The organism is Streptomyces sp. NPDC107538 (assembly GCF_055657445.1).
Genome location: NZ_JBVKAY010000006.1, coordinates 653,933 through 675,360, shown reverse-complemented (window position 1 = coordinate 675,360; position 21,428 = coordinate 653,933). Strand labels below are relative to the sequence as shown.

19 protein-coding genes are annotated in these 21,428 nt (G+C 73.3%); 17 read left to right on the top strand and 2 right to left on the bottom strand.

The annotated features are described in order from the left end of the window. Positions 1–103: 103 nt before the first annotated feature. Positions 104–1,678, top strand: coding sequence for an NCS1 family nucleobase:cation symporter-1 (locus tag ACZ7MG_RS24580; protein ID WP_471383486.1), 1,575 nt, complete (start codon positions 104–106; stop codon positions 1,676–1,678). 72 nt (positions 1,679–1,750) lie between these two features. Here the strand turns inward: ACZ7MG_RS24580 and ACZ7MG_RS24575 are convergent, their stop codons facing one another. Continuing rightward, the gene (locus ACZ7MG_RS24575; RefSeq protein ID WP_471383484.1) at positions 1,751–2,422 is read right to left on the bottom strand and encodes a hypothetical protein; all 672 of its coding nucleotides are present in this window, start codon (positions 2,420–2,422) and stop codon (positions 1,751–1,753) included. Between the two features lie 231 nt (positions 2,423–2,653). Here ACZ7MG_RS24575 and ACZ7MG_RS24570 point away from each other — a divergent pair, with 231 nt between their 5' ends. From ACZ7MG_RS24570 to ACZ7MG_RS24500, 15 genes are all read left to right on the top strand, one after another. Next, complete coding sequence (locus tag ACZ7MG_RS24570) at positions 2,654–3,208, top strand: Uma2 family endonuclease (RefSeq protein WP_471383481.1); 555 nt, start codon at positions 2,654–2,656, stop codon at positions 3,206–3,208. A gap of 61 nt (positions 3,209–3,269) precedes the next feature. After that, complete coding sequence (locus ACZ7MG_RS24565; protein ID WP_471383478.1) at positions 3,270–4,112, top strand: class I SAM-dependent methyltransferase; 843 nt, start codon at positions 3,270–3,272, stop codon at positions 4,110–4,112. A 67-nt stretch (positions 4,113–4,179) separates the two neighbouring features. After that, on the top strand, positions 4,180–6,006 hold the full coding sequence (locus ACZ7MG_RS24560; RefSeq protein WP_471383475.1) for a gamma-glutamyltransferase family protein: 1,827 nt from the start codon (positions 4,180–4,182) through the stop codon (positions 6,004–6,006). A gap of 94 nt (positions 6,007–6,100) precedes the next feature. Further along, a complete protein-coding gene (locus tag ACZ7MG_RS24555) occupies positions 6,101–6,946 on the top strand; it encodes an inositol monophosphatase family protein (RefSeq protein ID WP_471383473.1) in 846 nt (281 codons plus the stop codon). Between the two features lie 469 nt (positions 6,947–7,415). Then, on the top strand, positions 7,416–8,828 hold the full coding sequence (locus ACZ7MG_RS24550) for a phytoene desaturase family protein (protein ID WP_471384016.1): 1,413 nt from the start codon (positions 7,416–7,418) through the stop codon (positions 8,826–8,828). A gap of 92 nt (positions 8,829–8,920) precedes the next feature. Then, a complete protein-coding gene (locus tag ACZ7MG_RS24545; protein ID WP_471946156.1) occupies positions 8,921–10,132 on the top strand; it encodes an SCO3242 family prenyltransferase in 1,212 nt (403 codons plus the stop codon). 32 nt (positions 10,133–10,164) lie between these two features. Then, positions 10,165–11,019, top strand: a complete 855-nt coding sequence (locus tag ACZ7MG_RS24540) for a sugar phosphate isomerase/epimerase family protein (RefSeq protein WP_471383471.1) — start codon at positions 10,165–10,167, stop codon at positions 11,017–11,019. Between the two features lie 79 nt (positions 11,020–11,098). Continuing rightward, a complete protein-coding gene (locus tag ACZ7MG_RS24535; protein WP_471383468.1) occupies positions 11,099–11,932 on the top strand; it encodes an EboA domain-containing protein in 834 nt (277 codons plus the stop codon). A 138-nt stretch (positions 11,933–12,070) separates the two neighbouring features. Further along, a complete protein-coding gene (locus ACZ7MG_RS24530) occupies positions 12,071–12,925 on the top strand; it encodes a TatD family hydrolase (RefSeq protein WP_471383466.1) in 855 nt (284 codons plus the stop codon). Between the two features lie 10 nt (positions 12,926–12,935). After that, a complete protein-coding gene (eboE, locus tag ACZ7MG_RS24525) occupies positions 12,936–14,438 on the top strand; it encodes a metabolite traffic protein EboE (RefSeq protein WP_471383464.1) in 1,503 nt (500 codons plus the stop codon). A 68-nt stretch (positions 14,439–14,506) separates the two neighbouring features. Next, on the top strand, positions 14,507–15,838 hold the full coding sequence (locus tag ACZ7MG_RS24520) for an alkaline phosphatase family protein (protein WP_471384011.1): 1,332 nt from the start codon (positions 14,507–14,509) through the stop codon (positions 15,836–15,838). Further along, a complete protein-coding gene (locus tag ACZ7MG_RS24515) occupies positions 15,835–16,407 on the top strand; it encodes a hypothetical protein (protein ID WP_471383462.1) in 573 nt (190 codons plus the stop codon). Before ACZ7MG_RS24520 ends, ACZ7MG_RS24515 begins: the two co-directional genes overlap by 4 nt. An 85-nt stretch (positions 16,408–16,492) precedes the next feature. Beyond that, the gene (locus tag ACZ7MG_RS24510; protein WP_471383460.1) at positions 16,493–17,158 is read left to right on the top strand and encodes a cytochrome P450; all 666 of its coding nucleotides are present in this window, start codon (positions 16,493–16,495) and stop codon (positions 17,156–17,158) included. Between the two features lie 129 nt (positions 17,159–17,287). Beyond that, positions 17,288–17,797 (top strand): O-acetyl-ADP-ribose deacetylase, encoded by a 510-nt coding sequence (locus ACZ7MG_RS24505; RefSeq protein ID WP_471383457.1) that lies wholly within the window; start codon positions 17,288–17,290, stop codon positions 17,795–17,797. A 257-nt stretch (positions 17,798–18,054) separates the two neighbouring features. Further along, the gene (locus ACZ7MG_RS24500; RefSeq protein ID WP_471383454.1) at positions 18,055–18,984 is read left to right on the top strand and encodes a hypothetical protein; all 930 of its coding nucleotides are present in this window, start codon (positions 18,055–18,057) and stop codon (positions 18,982–18,984) included. Between the two features lie 27 nt (positions 18,985–19,011). Here the strand turns inward: ACZ7MG_RS24500 and ACZ7MG_RS24495 are convergent, their stop codons facing one another. Beyond that, complete coding sequence (locus ACZ7MG_RS24495; protein ID WP_471383451.1) at positions 19,012–19,392, bottom strand: ArsR/SmtB family transcription factor; 381 nt, start codon at positions 19,390–19,392, stop codon at positions 19,012–19,014. A gap of 57 nt (positions 19,393–19,449) precedes the next feature. Here ACZ7MG_RS24495 and ACZ7MG_RS24490 point away from each other — a divergent pair, with 57 nt between their 5' ends. After that, entirely contained in the window at positions 19,450–21,399 is a 1,950-nt protein-coding gene (locus tag ACZ7MG_RS24490) for a heavy metal translocating P-type ATPase (protein ID WP_471384008.1), read from the top strand. The last annotated feature ends 29 nt before the right edge of the window (positions 21,400–21,428 follow it).

Below are 21,428 nucleotides of genomic sequence, written 5' to 3'. Positions count from 1 at the left end.
AACCCCCCACACCTTGTCTCCCTCCCCGGCCGTCCCCGGGGAGGGGCCCAAGGCCTCCGCACGGCCTTTCTCCCCCGTCCCACCTCCCCTGATTGGCCTGCCCATGACCGACATAGCTTCCTCGGGGTCGCCGACAGCTCAGACCGCCGACCCGTCCGGCCGGATCGAGCTGGCCCCCGAGGCCTTCCCCGCCGACAGTCCGTTCGCCAACGAGGACCTGCGCCCCGTACCCGTCTCCGAGCGCAAGTGGACGACGTACAACTTCGCGGCGCTGTGGATCTCGATGGCCCACTGCATCCCCAGCTGGACCCTGGCCTCCGGGCTGGTCGCCCTCGGCATGGACTGGAAGCAGGCCGTCTTCACCATCGCCCTGGCCAACGTCATCGTGCTGCTGCCGATGCTGGCCACCGGGCACGCCGGCCCCAAGTACGGCATCCCGTTCCCGGTGCTCGCCCGTGCCTCGTTCGGGCTGCGCGGCGCCAACATCCCGGCGATGATCCGGGCGGCCGTGGCCTGCGGCTGGTTCGGCATCCAGACCTGGATCGGCGGCTCCGGCATATTCGCCCTCGGCTCCAAGCTCACCGGCGGTGAGTGGGAGAACGCGGGGAAGATCGCGGGCAACCCCTGGCCGCTGTGGCTCTGCTTCATCCTCTTCTGGGCGCTGCAGATAGCGATCATCTACCGCGGTATGGACTTCCTGCGGCACTTCGAGAACTGGGCCGCCCCGTTCGTGATCGTCGGCGCGCTGGTGCTGCTGATCTGGATCGCGGTCGAGGCCGACGGCTTCGGCGCGCTGCTCGACCAGCCGTCCAAGCTCGGCTGGGGGCCGGACTTCTGGCCGGTCTTCTTCCCGTCCCTGATGGGAATGATCGGCTTCTGGGCGACTTTGTCCCTGAACATCCCTGACTTCACCCGTTTCGGAGCCAGTCAGAAGGCGCAGACCTGGGGGCAGTCCCTCGGCCTGCCGACCACGATGACGCTCTTCGCGATCCTCGCCGTGCTGGTCACCTCCGGCTCCGAGGTCGTCTACGGCGAGGCCATCTGGGACCCGGTCACGCTCGCCGCCAAGGCCGACAACGTCTTCGGGCTCCTCTTCGCCCTGATCACCGTGCTGGTCGCCACCATCTCCGTGAACATCGCGGCGAACGTGGTCTCACCGGCGTACGACCTGGCGAACCTCGCGCCGAGGCTCATCAACTTCCGTACGGGCGCGCTCATCACGGGTGTCGTCGGTGTCCTGATCTTCCCGTGGAAGCTGATCTCCACGCCCGAGTTCTACATCTTCACCTGGCTCGGGGTGGTCGGCGGGCTGCTCGGCACGGTCGCCGGCATCCTCATCGCCGACTACTGGATCGTCCGCCGTACCGTGCTGCACCTCGCGGACCTGTACACGCCCGGCGGGCGCTACTGGTACGCGTCCGGCTGGAACTGGCGGGCGATAGCGGCCTTCGTGGTCGGCGGTGTCCTCGCGGTCGGCGGCTCGTACTCGACCGTCTCCGAGGACGGTGTGTCCTCCGGGCCCTTCCCGCACGACGGCATGATCCCGTTCCTCAAGCCGCTCGCCGACTACGGCTGGGCGGTGGGCCTGGGTGCGTCGATGCTGCTGTACGTGGCGCTGATGGCCGGGGAGCGGAAGAAGATACAGGGGGAGGTGCGGGCGGAGAAGGTGTCCGCCTGATGGGGAAGGTGTCCGGCTGACGGTGGCCGGCCAGGACCGAAGCGGCGGTGGCCGTGCCGGGGAGACGCACCCCTACTGGGCGTCCTCCAGCACGGCCGCCGCCTCTTTCGCGGCCTTGATGGCACCCTTGTTGATCTCGTCCGTGCCGGGCGCCTTCTGTGACTCGAAGTCGCTGCCGTTGTAGGTGACGACCACCAGGGCGTTGGACATCCGGACGTACACGACGCCCTCGCGGGTCTGCTGCTTGTCCTCCGTGGTGAGGTTCACCACGGAGTAGGCCGCGTCACCGAGACCGGGGACGGCCCCGCCGCCGCTCTTCTCCGTGGTGCGCGTCTTATAGGTGCTTTCGGCCTTGTCGTCCGATTGCTGAATCTCGTACGAGACGTCCAGCCAGCGGTAGTCGAAGCCCTTGAGCGCGTTCCAGGAGCAGGTGCGGCGCACGGACTCGTTCGTCGACGCGATCTCCTTGCCGGCCGTCTTCGCGCCTGGGACAAGGGATTTGACCGTTTTCTCCGAGACGCCGGAGCAGGGCGAGGGCGCCTTCGTGTACGCCTTCGTCTGCGTCGCCGTCGACGGCGCGGACGAGTCGGTCGAGACGGGCCCCGACGCCGTGTCCTGCACGGAGTCCTCCTTGGCCGGGCTCGACGACAGCGGACCGGACGACATCGCCCAGCCCGCGGTGGCGAGTACGACGACCGGCATCAGTCGCACGGTGAGGGCGAGCGGCAGAGGGAGATCACGCACAGCGCACTTCTCGGGGTCGAGGCGGCGGTACCGCCGGGCGGTGGGTACGTCAGTGTCACATGACAATCTGTGGGACGAAAGTGCGAACTCGCTCTGTGTATACGTGGTGACAGGGGCCCGGGTTCACTGGTTGGGGTGATGATCGCGAGAAGGCGTGCGGCTTCGGAGGCGGATTGCCGTACAACAGTGAAAGTGGTCATGCTGCAGGCACGACGTCCGACGGAGAAATCGATGAGCACTCAGCCGCATTCCTACGCCGTGGCCGACCCCGAAACAGCGCTCAAATATGCGATCCAGCACATCGAAGGTGACCGTGCGCAGATCGTGGAGGGGGTCATCCAGCAAGTCGTGCCGTCTTGGGATCACGAGAACGTGGCGGATCTGATCCGTGAGCAGTTGGGACCGATGCTGCGCAAGCTGGGCTGTCGTGCGGGGTCCGGAAACCTGGATCTGCCTGGTACGAGCAACTGGTACGTGCCGGATCTGGCCGTCGTACCGAAAGAACTCGCCAAGGGCACGGATGCCCTGGTGCCTGACCAGACGCTGCTGATCGTCGAGGTCACGTCGGAATCCAACGGCGACACGGACCGCATCGTCAAGCGCAAGCGCTACGCGGAGTTCGGCGCCCCGCTCTACCTCCTCGTCGACCGCCAGGAGCGCTCCACCACCCTCTACGCCAGTCCCGGCCGACTCGGCTACACCGAGGTCAGGGGGCCGCTGCCGTTCGGCACCCCCGTTCCGCTGCCCGAGCCGTTCGAAGTGGAGCTCGACACCTCGGAGTTCTGAGTCGAGGAGGCGGGTCGAAAACCGGTTGCCGCCCCCTCCTCGTGATCAGCAGCCTTGACCCATGAACCGGTTACCGGAAGTCACCGAACCCGCGCTCCCTCCCCTCCCTGCCGAGATCCTCGCCTACTACGAGCGCGGCGGGGAGAACACCCGTCTTCGGGAAGGCGCCGGACGGCTGGAGTTCTGGCGGACCCAGGACATCCTGCGGAGGCTGCTGCCGGACGCCCCCGCGCGCGTGCTGGACGTCGGCGGCGGCACCGGGATCCACGCCGAGTGGCTCGCGGGGGAGGACGGCTACGAGGTCGAGGTCGTCGATCCGGTGCCGATGCACGTGGAGCGCTCCGGGGCGCTGTCCGGGGTCACCGCCCGGCTCGGGGACGCCCGCGCGCTGCCGGCCGAGGACGGCGCGTACGACGCCGTGCTGTTGCTCGGGCCGCTCTACCATCTGCCCGAACACCCGGACCGCGTAAGGGCGTTGGCCGAGGCGCGCCGGGCCGTGCGGCCGGGCGGACTCGTGGTCGCGGCCACGATCAACCGCTTCGCGGCGCTCAACGACATGCTCAGACAAGGGAAGTACTTCATCCCGGAGCGCCGCGAGCGCACCGACGCCGTCTCGGCCGACGGCAGGCACCGGCACTCCCCGGAGAACCCGGACTTCACCACCGCCTACTTCGCCGATCCGGCCGAGGTGCCCGGTGAGTTCGCCGAGGCGGGGCTCGCGCCCGAGGGGCAGTACGGCGTCGAGGGCGTCGCCTGGCTGATGGGCGGCGTGGAGGAGTGGCTCGACGACCCCGAGCGCCGCGAGGCGGTGCTGGCGGCGACCGGGCGGATCGAGTCGGAGCCGTCTTTGCTGGGCGCGAGCGGGCATGTGCTGACGGTGGGACGGCGGTCCGCCGAGGGCTGACCCAGGTGGCCCGCCGAAGCGCTGCGTACGATCAGTGGACGCCCGTCGTGCTGTGAGGAGTTCACCCGTGTTCACCACTCGACCGACGCTCCAGGGGACCTTCGGCATGGTGTCCTCCACGCACTGGCTCGCCTCGCAGTCGGCGATGGCGGTGCTGGAGGACGGCGGCAACGCGTTCGACGCGGCCGTGGCGGCGGGCTTCGTGCTGCATGTCGTGGAACCGCACCTCAACGGGCCCGCCGGTGAGGTGCCGATCATCCTCGCGCCTGCGGGAGGCGATGTGCGGGTGCTGTGCGGGCAGGGTGTCGCGCCCGCCGGGGCGTCGGCCGCGCACTACCGGGGGCTCGGTCTGGAACTCGTCCCCGGCACCGGGCCGTTGGCCGCCGCCGTGCCGGGCGCCTTCGACGCCTGGATGCTCCTGCTCCGCGACCACGGCACCAAGGACCTGGCCGACGTCCTGAAGTACGCCATCGGGTACGCGGAGGACGGACACGCGCCCGTGGAGAACGTGGGGGCGACGGTCGAGTCCGTGCGTGACCTCTTCGAACGGGAGTGGCCGTCCTCGGCGGAGGTGTACCTGCCGGACGGGCGGGCGCCCCGCCCCGGCGAGCTGTTCCGCAACCCGGCACTGGCGGCGACCTGGCGGCGGCTGCTCGCCGAGACCGAGGGGGCCGGGGACCGTGCGGCCCGGATCGAGGCGGCGCGGGAGGTGTGGCGCTCCGGGTTCATCGCCGAGGCCCTCGTCCGGCAGGCCGGCCGGCCCACCCTCGACACCAGCGGCGAACGGCACACCGGGACGCTCACCCCGGCCGACCTCGCCGGCTGGTCCGCGTCCTACGAGGCCCCGGCGACGTACGACTGGAACGGCTGGACCCTGTGCAAGGCGGGCCCCTGGAGCCAGGGCCCGGTCCTCCTCCAGCAACTCGCCCTGCTACCGCCCGACCTGCCCGCGTACGGGTCCGCCGAGTACGTGCACCTCCTGATCGAGGGCTGCAAGCTCGCCATGGCCGACCGGGAGGCCTGGTACGGGGACGCCGCGCCCGTGCCGCTCGACGAGCTGCTGTCCGACGCGTACAACGCGGCGCGGCGCGGCCTCGTCGGTGACAAGGCGTCGCACGAGCTGCTGCCGGGCGCTCCTGGGGGCCGCGCCCCGCGACTGAGCGCGCACGCGCGCGTGGTGGCCACCGACGAGCCGGGGTTCAGCCCCATGGGCGTCGGTGAGCCGACCGTCGCCAAGGGGCCTCGGTCGCCGGTGCCGGGCGAGCCCGAGGTCGCGGCGGACGGGCACACCCGGGGCGACACCTGCCATCTCGACATCGTCGACCGCTGGGGCAACATGGTCGCGGCCACGCCCAGCGGCGGCTGGCTGCAGTCCAACCCGGTGGTGCCCGAGCTGGGCTTCCCGCTCGGCACCCGGCTGCAGATGGCCTGGCTGGACGAGGGGCTGCCCAACTCCCTCACCCCCGGCCGCCGTCCGCGCACCACGCTCACCCCGTCGCTGGCGCTGCGCGACGGCGTGCCCGTCATGGCCTTCGGCACCCCCGGCGGCGACCAGCAGGACCAGTGGCAGCTGCACTTCTTCCTCGCCGTCGCCCTCCGCCCCCGGGTACGCGGCGGTCTCGACCTCCAGGGCGCGATCGACGCCCCGAACTGGCACAACGACAGCTTCCCCGGCTCCTTCTACCCGCGCGGCATGCGGCCCGGCAGCGTCACCGTCGAGTCCCGGATGCCGTCCGAGGTCGTCGCCGAGCTGCGGCGGCGCGGCCATGACGTCGTCCTCGGCGAGGCCTGGTCCGAGGGCAGGCTGTGCGCGGTCGCCCGGGACCCGGAGACCGGGGTGCTGTCGGCGGCGGCGAATCCGCGGGGGATGCAGGGGTACGCGGTCGGCCGGTGAGGGGGAATGGGGTGACCCCGGGTATTCACGGCGATTCCATGCCGAATACACCGAACGGGTGGGGATTGTCAGTGGCGCGTGCTGTCATGGAGACATGATCGAAGACAACGAAACCATCGACGAGTTTCTCGCCCGGCACGCCTCGGACGTCGAGGAAGCGATCCGCAAGGCCGCCGCCACGGAGATCATGCCGCGCTTCCGGCAGCTCGCCGACCACGAGGTCGACCAGAAGAGCGGCCCGCACGACCTGGTGACCGACGCCGACCGCAAGGCCGAGCTGTATCTGACGGAGGCACTCGCCGCGCTGCTGCCCGGCTCGGTCGTGGTCGGCGAGGAGGCGGTGCACGCCGACCCGGCGTCGTACGAGGCGATCCAGGGCGACGCGCCGGTGTGGATCGTCGACCCGGTGGACGGCACCCGGCAGTTCGTGCGGGGCGAGCCCGGCTTCTGCACCCTCGTCGCCCTCGCCCAGGGCGGGGTTCTGCGCGCCTCCTGGACCTACGCGCCCGCCCTCGACCGGCTCGCCGTGGCGATACGCGGCCAGGGGGCCACGCTCGACGGCGAGCCCCTGCGCGCCGGTTCACCCGACCCCGGCCGTGACCTCGACATCGCCACCTCCCACCCGGACTACACCACGGAGGAGCAGAAGCAGGCCCTGCTCGGCCTCTGGACGGACGGGGTGGAGCCGCGCGCCTGCGGTTCGGCCGGGCTGGAGTATCTCGCCATCGCCCGGGGCCGGTTGGACGCGACCGCCTTCAGCTGGGAGGCGGCCTGGGACCACGCGGCCGGTCTCCTGCTCGTCGAGGAGGCGGGCGGCGCCCACCTCACCCTGACCGGCGAGCCCTTCCGCATCACCGGGGGCAACGCCCTCCCCTTCACCACGGCCCGGGACGCGGCCACGGCCCGGCGGGTGGCGGGGCTGCTGTCGGGCGGGGCCTGAAACCGGCCGAGGACGACGGCCGGCGCTGGCATGGGGGCCGGGGCGGGGACAGTCCGGGGAGCGGGGCAGGGACAGTCCGGGGAGCGGGGCAGGGGCCGGGACTCGCCCGACCGGCTGACGAGGGCTCTTGCCGGACGGCTCATGCGGCGCGAGCGCTCGGCCCGCCGGCCAGGTGTCGCAGCGGGTGCCGGGCAGGATCGAGTGGTGCGGGCGCTCGGCCGACCGGCCGGGTGACGACGGGGCTTGCCGGGCCGGCTCGGGCGGCCGCTGCGGCTTTTCCCTCTCGCGCCCCGTCACGCCCCGCCCCGGGCGGCGGGTGGAGTGGAATCGGCGCGTCCGGTGGTGGGAGGCACCCTTGCCCGGGGCTGTCGGTGGGCGGGCATATCCTGAGCGCAGGGCTGTCGGCGGGTGGGGAATCCGCCGGGCGTGCTTGGCCAGCGGCTGACGAAGGGGTCCGGACGTGCCGTCGATGCTCGACGCGGTGGTGGTGGGGGCGGGGCCGAACGGCCTGACGGCTGCCGTGGAGCTGGCCCGCCGCGGATTCTCCGTGGCCGTGTTCGAGGCGAAGGACACCGTGGGAGGGGGCGCCCGCACCGCGGAGCTGACCCTGCCCGGCTTCCACCACGACCCCTGCTCGGCCGCCCACCCACTGGGCGTCAACTCACCCGCGTTCAGGGCGATGCCGCTCCACCGGTACGGCCTGGAGTGGCTGCACGCCGAGCTGCCGATGGCACACCCCTTCCTCGACGGCTCGGCGGCCGTGCTGTCGCGCTCGGTGGCGGAGACGGCCGCCTCGTTCGGGCCGCGTGACGCGGGCGCCTACCGCAGGCTGGTCGAGCCGTTCCTGCCCAAGTGGGACACGCTCGTCCGGGACTTCATGTCCCTGCCGCTGTCCGCGCTGCCCCGCGACCCGGTCACCCTCGCCCGGTTCGGCCTCGTGGGGCTGCCGCCGTCGACCTGGCTGATGCGCCGCTTCAAGGACGAGAAGGCCCAGGCGCTGTTCGCCGGGCTCGTCGCCCATGTCATCGCCCCGCTCGGCGGCCTCGCCACCGGCGCCGTCGGCCTGGTCTTCGCGCTGGCCGCGCACGCCGCCGGCTGGCCGGTCGCCCGGGGCGGCTCCCAGGCCATCTCCGACGCGCTCGCCGCCTATCTGGAGGACCTCGGCGGCACCGTCCACACCGACTACGAGGTCAAGCGCCTCGACGACCTCCCGCCCGCCCGCGCCTACGTCTTCGACACCTCACCCACCGCGCTGGCCCGCATCGCCGGCTTCGGCAGCCACTACGCGTCGTACCGCTACGGCGCGAGCGTCTTCAAGCTCGACTACGCGCTCGACGGCCCCGTGCCGTGGACCGCCGAGGAGGCCCGCCGCGCCGGGACCGTCCAGGTCGGCGCGAGCAGGGCCGAGATCGGCGTGGCACTCGACGCGGCCTCCCGGCAGGGCCGGGCGCCCGACGCGCCGTTCCTGATCACCGTGCAGCCCAGCCTGGTCGACCCCGGCCGGGCCCCCGAGGGCAAGCATGTCTTCTGGGCGTACGGCCATGTCCCGAACGGCTGGACGGGCGACCTGACGGACGCGGTCGAACTCCAACTGGAGCGGTTCGCCCCGGGGTTCCGCGACCGCGTCCTCGCCCGCGCCACCGCCGGCCCGCCCGAATTGGCCGCGCACAACGCCAACTACGTGGGCGGTGACATCGCCTGCGGCGCGGCCTCCGGACTGCAGCTGCTGCTCCGCCCCAAGCTCTCGCTCTTCCCCTACGGCACCCCGCACCCGGCCGTCTTCATCTGCTCCTCGGCGACCCCGCCGGGCCCCGGTGTGCACGGCATGTCCGGGCACAACGCGGCCAAGGCGGTGTGGCGGAGGCTGCGGCAGGAGCCCTGAGTTCACCAGCACGTGGCTCAACATCACAGATCGACAAAGGTCTTCACGCTTTCTCCGTGTGAATGTTCAAGTCGCGTGGGTAAGTTGCCGCCATGGAAGATCGCGCAGCGGTATCGGGCTCCGGCTCGCGGCCTGCCGTGGGCCTCTCCGACCTGGCACAACTCGTACGGGCACCGGCCGCCTTGAGTGTCCCCGGCGATGTGCTCGCCGGTGCGGCCGCGGCCGGACATCCGCTGGGGGTGCGGACCGCCGGCGTGATGGGATCGTCCGTCTGCCTCTACTGGGCGGGCATGGCGCTCAACGACTACGCCGACGCCACGATCGACGCGGTCGAGCGGCCCGAGCGCCCCGTCCCGTCGGGCCGGGTGCCGCGCCGTACCGCCCTCGCCGTGGCCGGTGCCCTGACCGCCGGGGGCCTCGCGCTCGCCGCCGTCTCCGGGGGCCGCCGCAGCCTCCTGGGAGCGCTTCCACTGGCCGGCGCCGTCTGGGCGTACGACCTCAAGCTCAAGTCCACCCCGGCCGGTCCGGCCGCCATGGCCGCCGCGCGCGCCCTGGACGTCCTCGCGGGCGCGCTCGCCGCCGGGCGCGGACCGGACGGCCGTACGAGCGGAACCGGGACCGGGGCCGCCCTGCTGCGCGGCGCCGTCCCCGCCGCGCTGGTCGGCGCCCACACCTACACGCTGACCGCGCTCAGCCGCCACGAGATCTCGGGCGCCCCCGCCCGGCTGCCGGCCGCGACCCTCGCCGCCTCCACGACCACCATCCTCGCCGCGACCCTCCCGGCCGCCCGCACGGCCGCGGCCTGGCGCGCCGGGCGCCTCGCGGAGCGCGCCGGGAGCACCACGGCCGTGCGTTCCGGTCCCGCCGCCGGGGCCACCACGGCCGCGCGAGACGGTGCCGCCGCGATCACCGCCGCCGTACGGTCCGGCACGGCCCCGCGGGTCGTCGCCGCCGTACGGTCCGTCGCGGCCGCCGGGAGCCTGCGGCCGGCGGTGGCGGGGAAAGCCGGTGCTCCGGGGCGTCCGGCCGCGAGCGGCGGTGTCTCGCGGGCGGCCGCCGCCCGTGCCGTCGTCGTCACCGCCGGGGCCCTCGCCTACCTCGGCAGCTACGGCGCGGCCCAGGCCCGTGCCGTACGGGAGCCGTCGGGCGAGAACGTACGGCGGGCCGTCGGCGCCGGGATCCTCGGGCTGATGCCCCTGCAGGCGGCCCTCACCGCACGCGGCGGCGCCACGGCCGCGGCGGCGGCCCTCGGCGTCGTACACCCTCTCGCGCGACGGCTGGCCCGGCGCATATCCCCCACCTGAACAGCACGGGCTCCCGCGGGAGGAACGCCGGAATGACCCCACCCCCACCCCCCACCCCCCTCAGATTCGGCTACGGCACCAACGGCTTCACCAACCACCGGCTCGGCGACGTCCTCGCGGTCCTCGCCGACCTCGGCTACGACGGCGTCGCGCTCACCCTCGACCACGGCCATCTCGACCCGTACGCCGACGATCTGCCCCGGCGGGTGGCGGCCATCGCCCGGGACCTCGCCCGGCACGGGCTCGACGTGACGGTCGAGACCGGCGCGCCCTACCTCCTCGACCCCTGGGGCAAGCACCACCCGACGCTGATGACGGACGGGTCCGAGCGCCGGATCGACCTGCTGCGGCGGGCCGTACGCATCGCCGCCGACCTCGGCTCGCCCACCGTCCATCTGTGCAGCGGCCCCGCGCCGGACGGCGGACTGCCGGAACGGGACGCGTGGAAGCGGCTCGCGGCCGGCGTCGAGACCGTCCTGGAGACGGCGGGGGAGTACGGGGTCTCGCTGGCCTTCGAACCCGAGCCGTACATGTTCGTGGACACCGTGGAACGGTGCCTGGAACTCGCCGAGATGGTCGGCGGACACGAACTGTTCGGGATCACCCTCGACGTGGGGCACGCGCACTGCGTGGAGGACCGGCCCGTGCTGGAGTGCGTCCGCCTCGCCGCCCCGCGGCTGCTGAACGTGCAGATCGAGGACATGCGGCGGGGCGTCCACGACCACCTCGAACTCGGCACCGGCGAGATCGACTTCCCGCCCGTGCTCGCCGCCCTCCAGGACCTCGACCACCGCGGACTGGTCTCCGTGGAGATCCAGGGCGGCTGCCTCGACGCCCCCGAAGTGGCCCGCCGCTCACTGGACTTCCTCCGCGCGGCGACGGCCTGACCCCACCCCGCACACCCCGCTCGACGACCGCCACCCGCCCACCTCTTGCGTCCTCCACCCCACCGGAGGTTGTCCCGTCATGGTCCCCACCGGAACCCCGCTCTCCGCGGCGGCCGACCACTCCGACCCCCGCGACCTGCTCTCCCACCATCCGCTCGACCCGGCGGCCCGCGCCTGGCTCGACGAGGCCGTGGCCCGGATCGCCGACCGGCCCGCCGCCGTACGCACCCTGTTCCCCGCCGCCCGAAGACGCTGTGGACGGGCCCGGCTGGACGCGCGGTGGACCGTCGACGAGGCGGCCCGTACCGTCCTGCTCGCCGCGTTGCCGCTGGTCGGGCAGCCGCTCGCCGACGAACTGGCGGGCCTCTTCCGCCACGGCGACCCCGCCGAACAGCGAGCCGTCCTGCGGACCCTGCCGCCGCTCGCCGACGCGACGGGAGGCGACACCTCCTGCGAACCCCTCGGCGAACACCTCGGGGAACCCCTCCGCGAACACCTCCGGGAACCCCTCGGCGACCTCGCCCTGCCCCTCGTCCGCGAAGCCCTGCGCGGCAACGACAGCAGCGTCGTCGAGGCCGCCCTCGGAGCGTACGGCGCCGCCCGGCTCCCGGACGCCGAGTACCGGCAGGCCGTCCTGAAGTGCGTCTTCCAGGAGATCCCGCTGGACCGGATCGCCGGGCTCTCCGCCCGCGCCGACGCCGAACTGGCCCGTATGCTGGCCGACTTCGCGCACGAGCGGGTCGCCGCCGGACGGGACGTACCGGCGGACATCTGGCCCGTCGTCCGGCCCTTCCCCGCCGCCGCCCACCTCACCGGCCGTCTCGGCGCCGAGACCCGCGCCGCCACACCCGACCGCCGCGCCGCCGCCGAGCGCGCCCTGAGCGCCCTCCAGAGAGCCGACGCCCCCGCGTAGGCCGCCGCCGGTTCCCTACGACGACTGCTGCCGCCTCCGAGCGACCACCTCATCCTCCCCACACCACCCCCCCCCAGCCGCCGACTCACCCCACGGTCGGCGGCGCTCACCGGATCCCCCCGAGGAGAAGGCCGACCCGTGCGCATCTTCGATCCCCACATCCATATGACCTCCCGCACCACCGACGACTACGAGGCGATGCACGCGGCCGGGGTGCGCGCTGTCGTCGAGCCGGCCTTCTGGCTCGGCCAGCCCCGCTCCTCGCCCGAGAGCTTCTACGACTACTTCGACGCACTGTTGGGCTGGGAGCCGTACCGGGCCGCCCAGTTCGGCATCCAGCACTTCTGCACGATCGCCCTCAACCCCAAGGAGGCCAACGACCCGCGCTGCCGGCCCGTGCTGGACGAGCTGCCGCGCTACCTCGCCAAGGACCGGGTGGTCGCCGTCGGCGAGATCGGCTACGACTCCATGACGCCGGAGGAGGACGAGGCGCTCGCGCTCCAGCTGCAGCTGGCGATCGAGCACGAGCTGCCCGCCCTCGTGCACACCCCGCATCGCGACAAGGCCACCGGCACCCGCCGCACCCTGGACGTCGTACGGGAGTCGGGCATCGCCCCCGAACTCGTCGTCCTCGACCACCTCAACGAGCTGACCGTCGGCATGGTCCTCGACAGCGGCTGCTGGGCAGGGTTCTCCATCTACCCGAAGACCAAGATGAGCGAGGACCGCATGGTGACCATCCTCCGCTCGCACGGCACGGACCGCGTCTTTGTCAACTCGGCGGCGGACTGGGGCCGTTCGGACCCGCTCAAGACCCGGAAGACCGCCGACGCCATGCTCGCCGGCGGCTTCGACGACGACGCCGTGGACCGCGTGCTGTGGCGCAACCCCGTCGCCTTCTACGGGCAGAGCGGACGGCTGGACCTCGACGAACCCAAACCGGACGAGGCGTCGAGCTTCCAGGGCAACTCCGTCCGCCGCGGCGGGGAGTGAGGCGGCCGCCATGCGCTTCCGGCACCCGGACGGCACCGCCGTCCATCTCGGCTACTGCAGCAACGTCCACCAGGCGGAGGACCTCGACGGCGTCCTCGCCCAACTCGCCACCTACACCGAACCGGTGCGCGAGCGCCTCGGCGTCGACCGGCTCGGCATCGGACTCTGGCTCGCCCGCGATGTCGTCACACAACTGGTCGCTGAACCCGGTGAGTTGAAGCGCCTCAAGGGCGAACTCGCCGCACGGGGACTGGAGACGGTCACCCTCAACGCCTTCCCGTACGCCGGGTTCCACCGCGAGGTGGTCAAGAAGGACGTCTACCTCCCCGACTGGGCCGACGAGGCCCGGCTGAGCCACACCCTCGACTGCGCCCGTGTCCTCGCCGCGCTCCTCCCGGACGACGCCGAGCGCGGCAGCGTCTCCACCCTGCCGCTGGCCTGGCGCACCCCCTGGCCGGTGGACCGCGCCGACACCGCCCGCCGCGCCCTGGACCGGCTCACCGCCGGGCTCGCCGCGATCGAGTCGGACACCGGCCGCCGTATCCGCGTCGGCTTCGAACCGGAGCCGGGCTGTGTCGTGGAGACCACCGCCCAGGCCGTACGGGAGCTGCGCGGCCTCGACCCCGAGCGGCTCGGCGTGTGCCTCGACGCCTGCCATCTCGCCGTACAGTTCGAGGAGCCCGGCGCGGCACTGCGCCGCCTCGCCGACGCCGGACTCCCCGTCGTCAAACTCCAGGCCTCCTGCGCGATCGAGGCCACCGACCCGTCCGACCCCGCCGCCCGCGCGGCCCTGCGCCGCCTCGCGGAGCCACGGTTTCTGCATCAGACGCGTACGGCTGTGGGGCGGGGGGATGCGGAGGCTCGGGGGGTGCGTTTCGCGGAGGGGCGCGGGGACGCGGAGAGTCGGGCGGCGGTTGGTTGGGAGGACGCCGGGGGGAGGGCGGCCCGTTCGTCAACCCCGACGTCAAGGCCCGCCTCGACGCCGCCGCCTGCACGGGAGCCGGAGGGCCCGGGGGCGTGGGAGCGTCTGGGCGGGGGGAGGGGCCCGGGGGTCCGTGAGCGTCTGGACGGGGGGAAGGGCCCGGAGGTGCGCGGGCGCACGGACGCGTGGGCGGGCCTGGACGTGCGGGGGCGCCCGGAGGTGGGGGCGGGCCTGGATGTATGGGGGCGCCCGGAGGTGGGGATGGAGCCGGGCGTACAGGGTGTCGATGACCTTCCGGACGCGCTGGACGGGGGGCTGCCCACCGATGCCGGGCCCTGGAGGGTGCACTTCCACGCCCCGCTGCACGCGGACCCCGAACCGCCGCTGCGCACCACCGCGGACCAGCTGAGCCAGGTCCTGGCCGGGCTGCTCGGCGGGGCCTCGGCCGACTGCGACCACATCGAGGTCGAGACCTACACCTGGTCCGTCCTCCCCGAACCCCCCACCGACCTGCCCGGCGGCATCGCCGCCGAACTCGCCTGGGCCCGCGCCCGGTTGACCGGCCTCGGCCTCAAGGAGGACCACCAGTGAGCACCACCCCCGCGCAACGGCTCGTCGTCCTCGACATCGTCGGCCTCACCCCCAGGCTGCTCCGGCACATGCCCGCCGTGGCCGCCCTCGGCGAGCGCGGCTTCCGGGCCCGCCTCGACCCGGTGCTGCCCGCCGTGACCTGCACGGTCCAGTCCACGTTCCTCACCGGCGAACCCCCGTCCGGGCACGGGGCCGTCGCCAACGGCTGGTACTTCCGGGACCTCGGCGAGGTGCTGCTCTGGCGCCAGCACAACGCGCTCGTCGGCGGCGAGAAGATCTGGGAGACCGCCCGCAGGTCCGACCCCGACTACAAGGTCGCCAACATCTGCTGGTGGTACGCGATGGGCGCGGACGTCGACCTCACCGTCACCCCCCGCCCCGTCTACTACTCCGACGGCCGCAAGGAACCCGACTGCTACACCTGGCCGCCCTCCCTGCACGACGAACTCACCGACCGGCTGGGCCCGTTCCCCCTGTTCACCTACTGGGGTCCCAACGCCGGCATGCCCTCCACCCAGTGGATCCTGGGCGCCGCCCGTCAGGTCTTCGACGAGCACGACCCCGACCTCACCCTCGTCTACATCCCCCAACTCGACTACGAGCCCCAGCGATCCGGCCCCGACTCGGCCGCCACGATCCGGGCCGCCCGCCAACTCGACGAGGCGCTAAGCCCGTTGATCGAGCACTTTCTGCAGGCCGGTGCCACGGTGGTCGCGCTCAGCGAGTACGGCATCACCCCCGTCTCCCGCCCGGTCGACATCAACCGGGCCCTGCGCCGCGCCGGCCTCCTCGAAGTCCACGCCCAGGACGGCATGGAGTACCTCGACCCCTGGACCTCCCGGGCCTTCGCCGTCGCCGACCACCAGATCGCCCACGTCTACGTACGCGACGCGGCCGACACGGCGGACGTCGCCAAGATCCTGGCCGAACTCGACGGCGTGGAGCAGGTGTTGGACGCCGAGGGCAAGGCGGCCCACAGCCTGGACCACGAACGCTCCGGCGAACTCGTCGCGGTCGCCGACCCCGACGCCTGGTTCACGTACTACTACTGGCTCGACGACGAGCGCGCCCCCGACTTCGCCCGCCAGGTCGAGATCCACCGCAAGCCCGGCTACGACCCCGCCGAGCTGCTCTACGACGAGACCGTCCCCGCGGTGAAGCTCCGCGCGGTCGGCCAGGTCGCCCGCAAGAAGCTGGGCTTCCGCTACCGCATCAGCACGGTCCCGCTCGACCCGGCCGGTGTCAGCGGCAGCCACGGCCGCCTCCCCGCCGACCCCGACGACGGCCCCGTCCTGCTCTGCTCCGCGGCCGAGCCGGCCCGTGAGGCGTACGCCGCCACGGAGATCAAGTCGCTGCTGCTGCGCCTCGCGGGGCGGGACGACGAGGAGCTGCCCGCGTGACGACCCACCCTCCCCTTCCCACCCTGCGCCCGCTGCTCGACCCGTCGCCCGAGTACGCGGAGTGGCGTGCCCGAGGCCGTCGGGCCGAGCGGGACGGGCGCGGCGACGACAGCCGGGTCCTCGACCGGCACTGGCAGGGCATCTGGGCCCGGCATGGCGCCCGGTGCCGGGGCGCCGACCGGGAGCGTCGGGCCGAGCGGGCCCGGCGCGGCATCCGGGAGCTTCGGGCCGACCGGCAGCTTCGGGCCGACCGGCAGCTTCGGGCCGACGCGGAGTGGCACGGCGCCCGGGGCCGTCGGGCCGAGCGGGACGGGCGCGGTGACGGCAGCCGGGGCCTCGACCGGCACCGGCACCGCATCCGGGACCGGCGCGGCGACCGGGGGCTTCGGGTCGAGCGGCACCGGCGAGGTGACCGGAGCCAGCGCGGCGAGTGGGGCCGGCGTGACGGCCGGAAGCCGTACGGCGACGCCCGCCCCGGCTTCCACGCCCGCCCCGGCTTTCACCCCCGCCCCGCACGCCGACCTCGTCGAGTCGTACGCCCTGCCGCTGCCCTCCCTCGTCATCTGTGAGTTGCTCGGGGTGCCGTACGAGGACCATGACTTCTTGTAGCGGCAGGCGAGGGCGTTCAGCAGTCTCGTTTCGGGGCCGGAGGAGATGGTCGCCGCCCGCAAGGCCCCGCACACCTACCTGGGCGACCTGCTCGCGCGGCGGCCCCGGGAGCCCGCCGACGATCTCCTCTCCCGTCTCGCCCGGGACCGGGTGGCGACCGGCGAGGTGAGCGCGGCCGAGGTTGTCGGCATCGCCTCGCTGCTGCTGGTGGCGGGCCATGAGACGACCGCGAACATGTTCCCGCTCGGGGTCGTGGACCTGCTGCGCCACCCCGCACAACTCGCCGCCCTGCGCGCGGACCCCGCCCTGTGGCCCGGCGCGGTCGAGGAACTCCTGCGTCATCTGACCGTCGCGCACTCGGGGCTGCGGCGGCAGGCCACCGAGGACGTGGAGGTCGCGGGCGTCCGCATCCGCGCGGGCGAGGGCGTGATCGTGGCGGTCCAGGCAGCCAACCGCGACCCGTCCGTCTTCACCGACCCCGGCCCCGACCCCGACACCCTGGACGTCCGCCGCGCCACCTCCGGCCATCTCGCCTTCGGCCACGGACTGCACCAGTGCATCGGCCAGTCCCTCGCCCGCGCGGAACTCCAGATCGGCCTCCCCGCCCTCTTCGACCGCCTCCCCGGCCTCCACCTGACCGCACCCCCGGAGGACTTCGCCCTGACGATGAGCACGATCCACGGCGTACGGTCGCTGCCGGTGAGCTGGTAGCCCGCGCGGCGCCACGGGCCGAACGGAACCGACCCGCCGCCCGGAGGCCGACCGGTTCCGTCGGCCGGTTCCGTCGGCCCATGGACAAGGGCGGGCCGGCCCTCCCCGTCGGCTGATATAGAGGCGGGCATGACCACCATCACCCTCGTCCGGGGCGACATCACCGAGCAGTCCGTCGACGCCATCGTCAACGCCGCGAACTCCTCCCTCCTCGGCGGGGGAGGAGTGGACGGCGCGATCCACCGGCGCGGCGGCCCCGCCATCCTCGCCGACTGCCGCAAGCTCCGAGCCTCGCACTACGGCAAGGGCCTCCCCACCGGCCAGGCGGTCGCCACCACCGCGGGTGACCTGGACGCGCGCTGGGTCATCCACACGGTCGGCCCCGTCCACAGCCAGAGCCTCGACCGCTCCGCCCTCCTCGTCTCCTGCTACCGCGAATCCCTGCGCGTCGCCGACGAGTTGGGCGCCCGCACGGTCGCCTTCCCGGCCGTCTCCGCCGGCATCTACGGCTGGCCGATGCGCGACGCCGCCCGCATCGCCGTCGAAACAGTCCGCACGACGGAGACCTCGGTCGAGGAGGTCAGATTCGTCCTGTTCGACGACGAGGCCTACGCGGCGTTCGCCGAACAGGCGGGCTGAGGGCCCGGCCGACGGCCCGGCTCACGGCCCGGCTGACGGTCCGGCTGATGGTCCGGCTGATGGTCCGCACTCTGACGGACGAACGGTCGGGGCCTGTCGAACGGAGTCGTACGGAACGGAGCGCACGGAGAAACACGCTGGTCAGGGTCGTAGGCGCGGCCGGTCGGCGGCACGGGCGCCGGGCTGGTGATCGGTTGCGGCGGGTCGTGGTGGCTTTCACGGTGAGCGCAAGGACTGCTCCTTCGAAAGGAACATGCATGCGCGCCCTCGTCTCCCGTGCCCTTCTGCTGTCGCCCCTGGTCTGCGGGGCACTGGTCCTCGGCCCGGTCGGCTCCGCCACCGCGGCCGTCGACGCGGGCCGCACCGCCTCAAACCACGCCGCCGCGAGGACCGCAGCGGTCCCCGAACCCGATCTGGACGCCTTCTTCGACGCGTTGGACGCGGAGATCGACGCGCTCCTGGAGAAGGAGGAGGCCGAGGCGGACGCCATCGTCGACAAGGAGATCGCCGACATGGAGGCGCTCCTCGCCCAGATCGAACGCGACATGGACGATCTGCTGGCGGACCTCGACGCCGAGACCGACACGGCCACGGAGACCGTCACGGAGACCGTCACAGAGACGGTCACGGAGACGGTGACGGACCCCGCCGCGGACACGGCCACGGAGACCGGCACGACCGGGACCACGCTCCCCGCGACCGACACGGACCTGCTGCTCAACCAGCTGGACCTGCTCGACCGCATGGATCAGAACAACGTACTCGCCCCGCTGCTGGGCGAGTTGAGGGCCATCACCAAGCTGGACGGCGACCGGCTCGACGCGGCCGAGGCGGCCCGGCACGTCAAGGCCCTGCGGGCCGCCAACGCCACCGTGCAGCAGCGGCTCCAGAAGCTGGAGGCGGCGGCCCCGGCCGGCACCGACCGCACGGTCGCCGCGGCCGACCCGGTCGCGGATCTGCTGGCCGCGCTCCAGGCCGCCGTCGACGCCCTGCTCAAGGCGCTGACCTCGCTCGACCTGGGCGCCGTACTCGGCGCGGTGACGGGTCTGCTCGCCCCGGTCCTCGGAGTCGTCACCGGCCTCCTGCAGCCGGTCCTCGGCCTGGTCACCGGGCTGGTAGGCGGTCTGCTCGGCGGTCTGCTCGGCGGCCTGCCGGCGGTGACGCTGCCGGCGGTCCCCACGACCTGATCCCGGGCTCCGCCCGGCGGCGGGCCCTCAGTCCCCGTCCGGCGCGTCGCTGAGGCCCAGCCTCAGGTGCTCCACGTGGTAGACGGCCTGGTCCAGCAGCTCGGCGACATGGTGGTCGTGCAGCGCGTACACCACCGAACGCCCCCGCCGCTCGCCCACGACCAGGCCGAGGTTGCGCAGCAGGCGCAGCTGGTGGGAGCAGGCGGACTGCTCCATCCCGACCTCGGCGGCCAACTCGGTCGCCGGGAGCGGGCCTTCGCGCAACCGGGCCAGGATCAGCAGCCGGGACGGCGTGGAGAGGGCCTGGAGGGTGGTGGCCACCTTGGCGACGTTGGCCGCGTCCAGGCGCACCCGAGCGGCGGCGGCCTGCGTGGCGTCCTGCGCTGAGGTGACGGCTCCATGACCCATGGCGAGTATCTTACTCATCGCACATGAAGGCATGAATGAGTCTTCATGTGTTCCTGTATGGTGTGCCGCGTGTCTGCCACCCTTGCCCCGTCACCGGCCCGCCGTACGTCCGCGCCGACGGCCGCCCGCCGCCGTACCCGCGTCCTCGCCCTGCCCGAGGCCCGCTGGGCGCTGATCTCGACCGTCGCCTTCCTGCTCGCGTTCCCGCTGGACCTGGCCGGAGCCTCCGCCTGGCTCCACGGCCCGCTCTACGTGCTCGCCTACGCGGCCGGCGGCTGGGAACCCGCCCTCGAAGGACTGCGGGCGCTGCGCGAGAAGAGCCTCGACGTCGATCTGCTGATGATCGTCGCGGCGCTGGGCGCGGCCGCGATCGGCCAGGTCCTCGACGGCGCCCTGCTGATCGTCATCTTCGCCACCTCCGGCGCCCTGGAGGCCCTGGCCACCGCCCGCACCGCCGACTCCGTACGCGGCCTCCTCGATCTCGCGCCCACCACGGCCACCCGGCTGCCGGCGGACGGCTCCGCCGAGGAGACCGTGCCGACCGGCGAACTCGCCGTCGGGGACACGGTGCTGGTCCGCCCCGGTGAGCGCATCGGCGCCGACGGACAGGTGCTGGAAGGGGAGAGCGAGGCCGACCAGGCCACCATCACCGGCGAACCGCTGCCCGTCCCCAAGGCACCCGGCGACGAGGTATTCGCGGGCACCCTCAACGGCACGGGTGCGCTGCGCGTCCGCGTCACCCGCGACCCCGCCGACTCCGTGATCGCCCGCATCGTGAGCCTCGTCGAGGAGGCCTCCCGCACCAAGGCACCGACCCAGCTGTTCATCGAGAAGGTCGAACAGCGGTACGCCGTCGGCGTCGTCGTCGCCACCCTCGCCGTCTTCGGCATCCCCCTGGCCCTCGGCGAGGACCTCACGGCCGCGCTGCTCCGCGCGATGACCTTCATGATCGTGGCCTCGCCCTGCGCGGTCGTCCTCGCCACCATGCCGCCGCTGCTCTCCGCCATCGCCAACGCCGGCCGCCACGGTGTCCTCGTGAAGTCCGCCGTCGCGATGGAACGCCTGGGCGAGATCGACATCGCCGCGCTCGACAAGACCGGCACCCTCACGGAGGGCACGCCCGAGGTCACCGCCGTACGACCGCTGCCGGGCGCCGGGCTCGACGAGGACGGGCTGCTCGCGCTGGCCGCGGCCGCCGAGTACCCGAGCGAGCATCCGCTGGCCCGGGCCGTGGTGGCCGCCGCCGGAGCCCGGGGGCTGCGGGTCGGCACCGCCGAGGACTTCGCGGCCCTGCCCGGGCGCGGCGTACGGGCGACCGTCGAGGGGCGCGTGGTGACGGTGGGGCGGCCGGGGGAGTACGGGGACGGCTCTGGCCCGGAGGCCGCCAACGGCACCGTCGTGCTCGTCGAGCGGGACGGGGTCCCCGTCGGGACGCTCGCCCTGGCCGACCGTCCGCGGCACGACGCGCCCGCCGCGGTGGCGGCCCTCGCCGCCGTGACCGGGACGGCACCGGTCCTGCTGACCGGGGACAACGCGTCGGCCGCGGCCCGGGTGGCGGCGGACACCGGGATCGCCGACGTCCGGGCCGGGCTGCTGCCGGAGGGCAAGGTGGAGGCTGTACGGGAGCTTCAGGACGGCGGCCGGAAGGTGCTGTTCGTGGGGGACGGGGTCAACGACGCGCCCGCGCTCGCCGCCGCGCACTCCGGCGTGGCGATGGGGCGCGCCGGGTCCGATCTCGCGCTGGAGACGGCGGACGCGGTGGTGGTGCGGGACGAGTTGGCGGCGATTCCGGCGGTGGTGCGGTTGTCGCGGGCGGCTCGGCGGCTGGTGGTGCAGAACCTGGTGATCGCGGGGGTGTGCATCGCGGTGCTGGTGGTGTGGGACCTGGTCGGGCATCTGCCGTTGCCCCTCGGGGTGGCGGGGCATGAGGGGTCGACGGTGTTGGTGGGGCTCAATGGGCTGCGGTTGTTGCGGGAGGGGGCGTGGGTCCGGGCCGCGCGCGCCTAAGGGGCAGTGGGTGACTGCGGGTGGGCGGC

Bases quoted from the DNA above. Each gene is read 5' to 3' on its own strand.
- ACZ7MG_RS24580 (WP_471383486.1), top strand. From the start codon at position 104: ATGACCGACATAGCTTCCTCGGGGTCGCCGACAGCTCAGACCGCCGAC.
- ACZ7MG_RS24570 (WP_471383481.1), top strand. From the start codon at position 2,654: ATGAGCACTCAGCCGCATTCCTACGCCGTGGCCGACCCCGAAACAGCG.
- ACZ7MG_RS24565 (WP_471383478.1), top strand. From the start codon at position 3,270: ATGAACCGGTTACCGGAAGTCACCGAACCCGCGCTCCCTCCCCTCCCT.
- ACZ7MG_RS24555 (WP_471383473.1), top strand. From the start codon at position 6,101: ATGATCGAAGACAACGAAACCATCGACGAGTTTCTCGCCCGGCACGCC.
- ACZ7MG_RS24550 (WP_471384016.1), top strand. From the start codon at position 7,416: ATGCTCGACGCGGTGGTGGTGGGGGCGGGGCCGAACGGCCTGACGGCT.
- ACZ7MG_RS24545 (WP_471946156.1), top strand. From the start codon at position 8,921: ATGGAAGATCGCGCAGCGGTATCGGGCTCCGGCTCGCGGCCTGCCGTG.
- ACZ7MG_RS24540 (WP_471383471.1), top strand. From the start codon at position 10,165: ATGACCCCACCCCCACCCCCCACCCCCCTCAGATTCGGCTACGGCACC.
- ACZ7MG_RS24535 (WP_471383468.1), top strand. From the start codon at position 11,099: ATGGTCCCCACCGGAACCCCGCTCTCCGCGGCGGCCGACCACTCCGAC.
- eboE (WP_471383464.1), top strand. From the start codon at position 12,936: ATGCGCTTCCGGCACCCGGACGGCACCGCCGTCCATCTCGGCTACTGC.
- ACZ7MG_RS24520 (WP_471384011.1), top strand. From the start codon at position 14,507: ATGCCCGCCGTGGCCGCCCTCGGCGAGCGCGGCTTCCGGGCCCGCCTC.
- ACZ7MG_RS24510 (WP_471383460.1), top strand. From the start codon at position 16,493: ATGGTCGCCGCCCGCAAGGCCCCGCACACCTACCTGGGCGACCTGCTC.
- ACZ7MG_RS24505 (WP_471383457.1), top strand. From the start codon at position 17,288: ATGACCACCATCACCCTCGTCCGGGGCGACATCACCGAGCAGTCCGTC.
- ACZ7MG_RS24500 (WP_471383454.1), top strand. From the start codon at position 18,055: ATGCGCGCCCTCGTCTCCCGTGCCCTTCTGCTGTCGCCCCTGGTCTGC.
- ACZ7MG_RS24495 (WP_471383451.1), bottom strand. From the start codon at position 19,392: ATGGGTCATGGAGCCGTCACCTCAGCGCAGGACGCCACGCAGGCCGCC.
- ACZ7MG_RS24490 (WP_471384008.1), top strand. From the start codon at position 19,450: ATGGTGTGCCGCGTGTCTGCCACCCTTGCCCCGTCACCGGCCCGCCGT.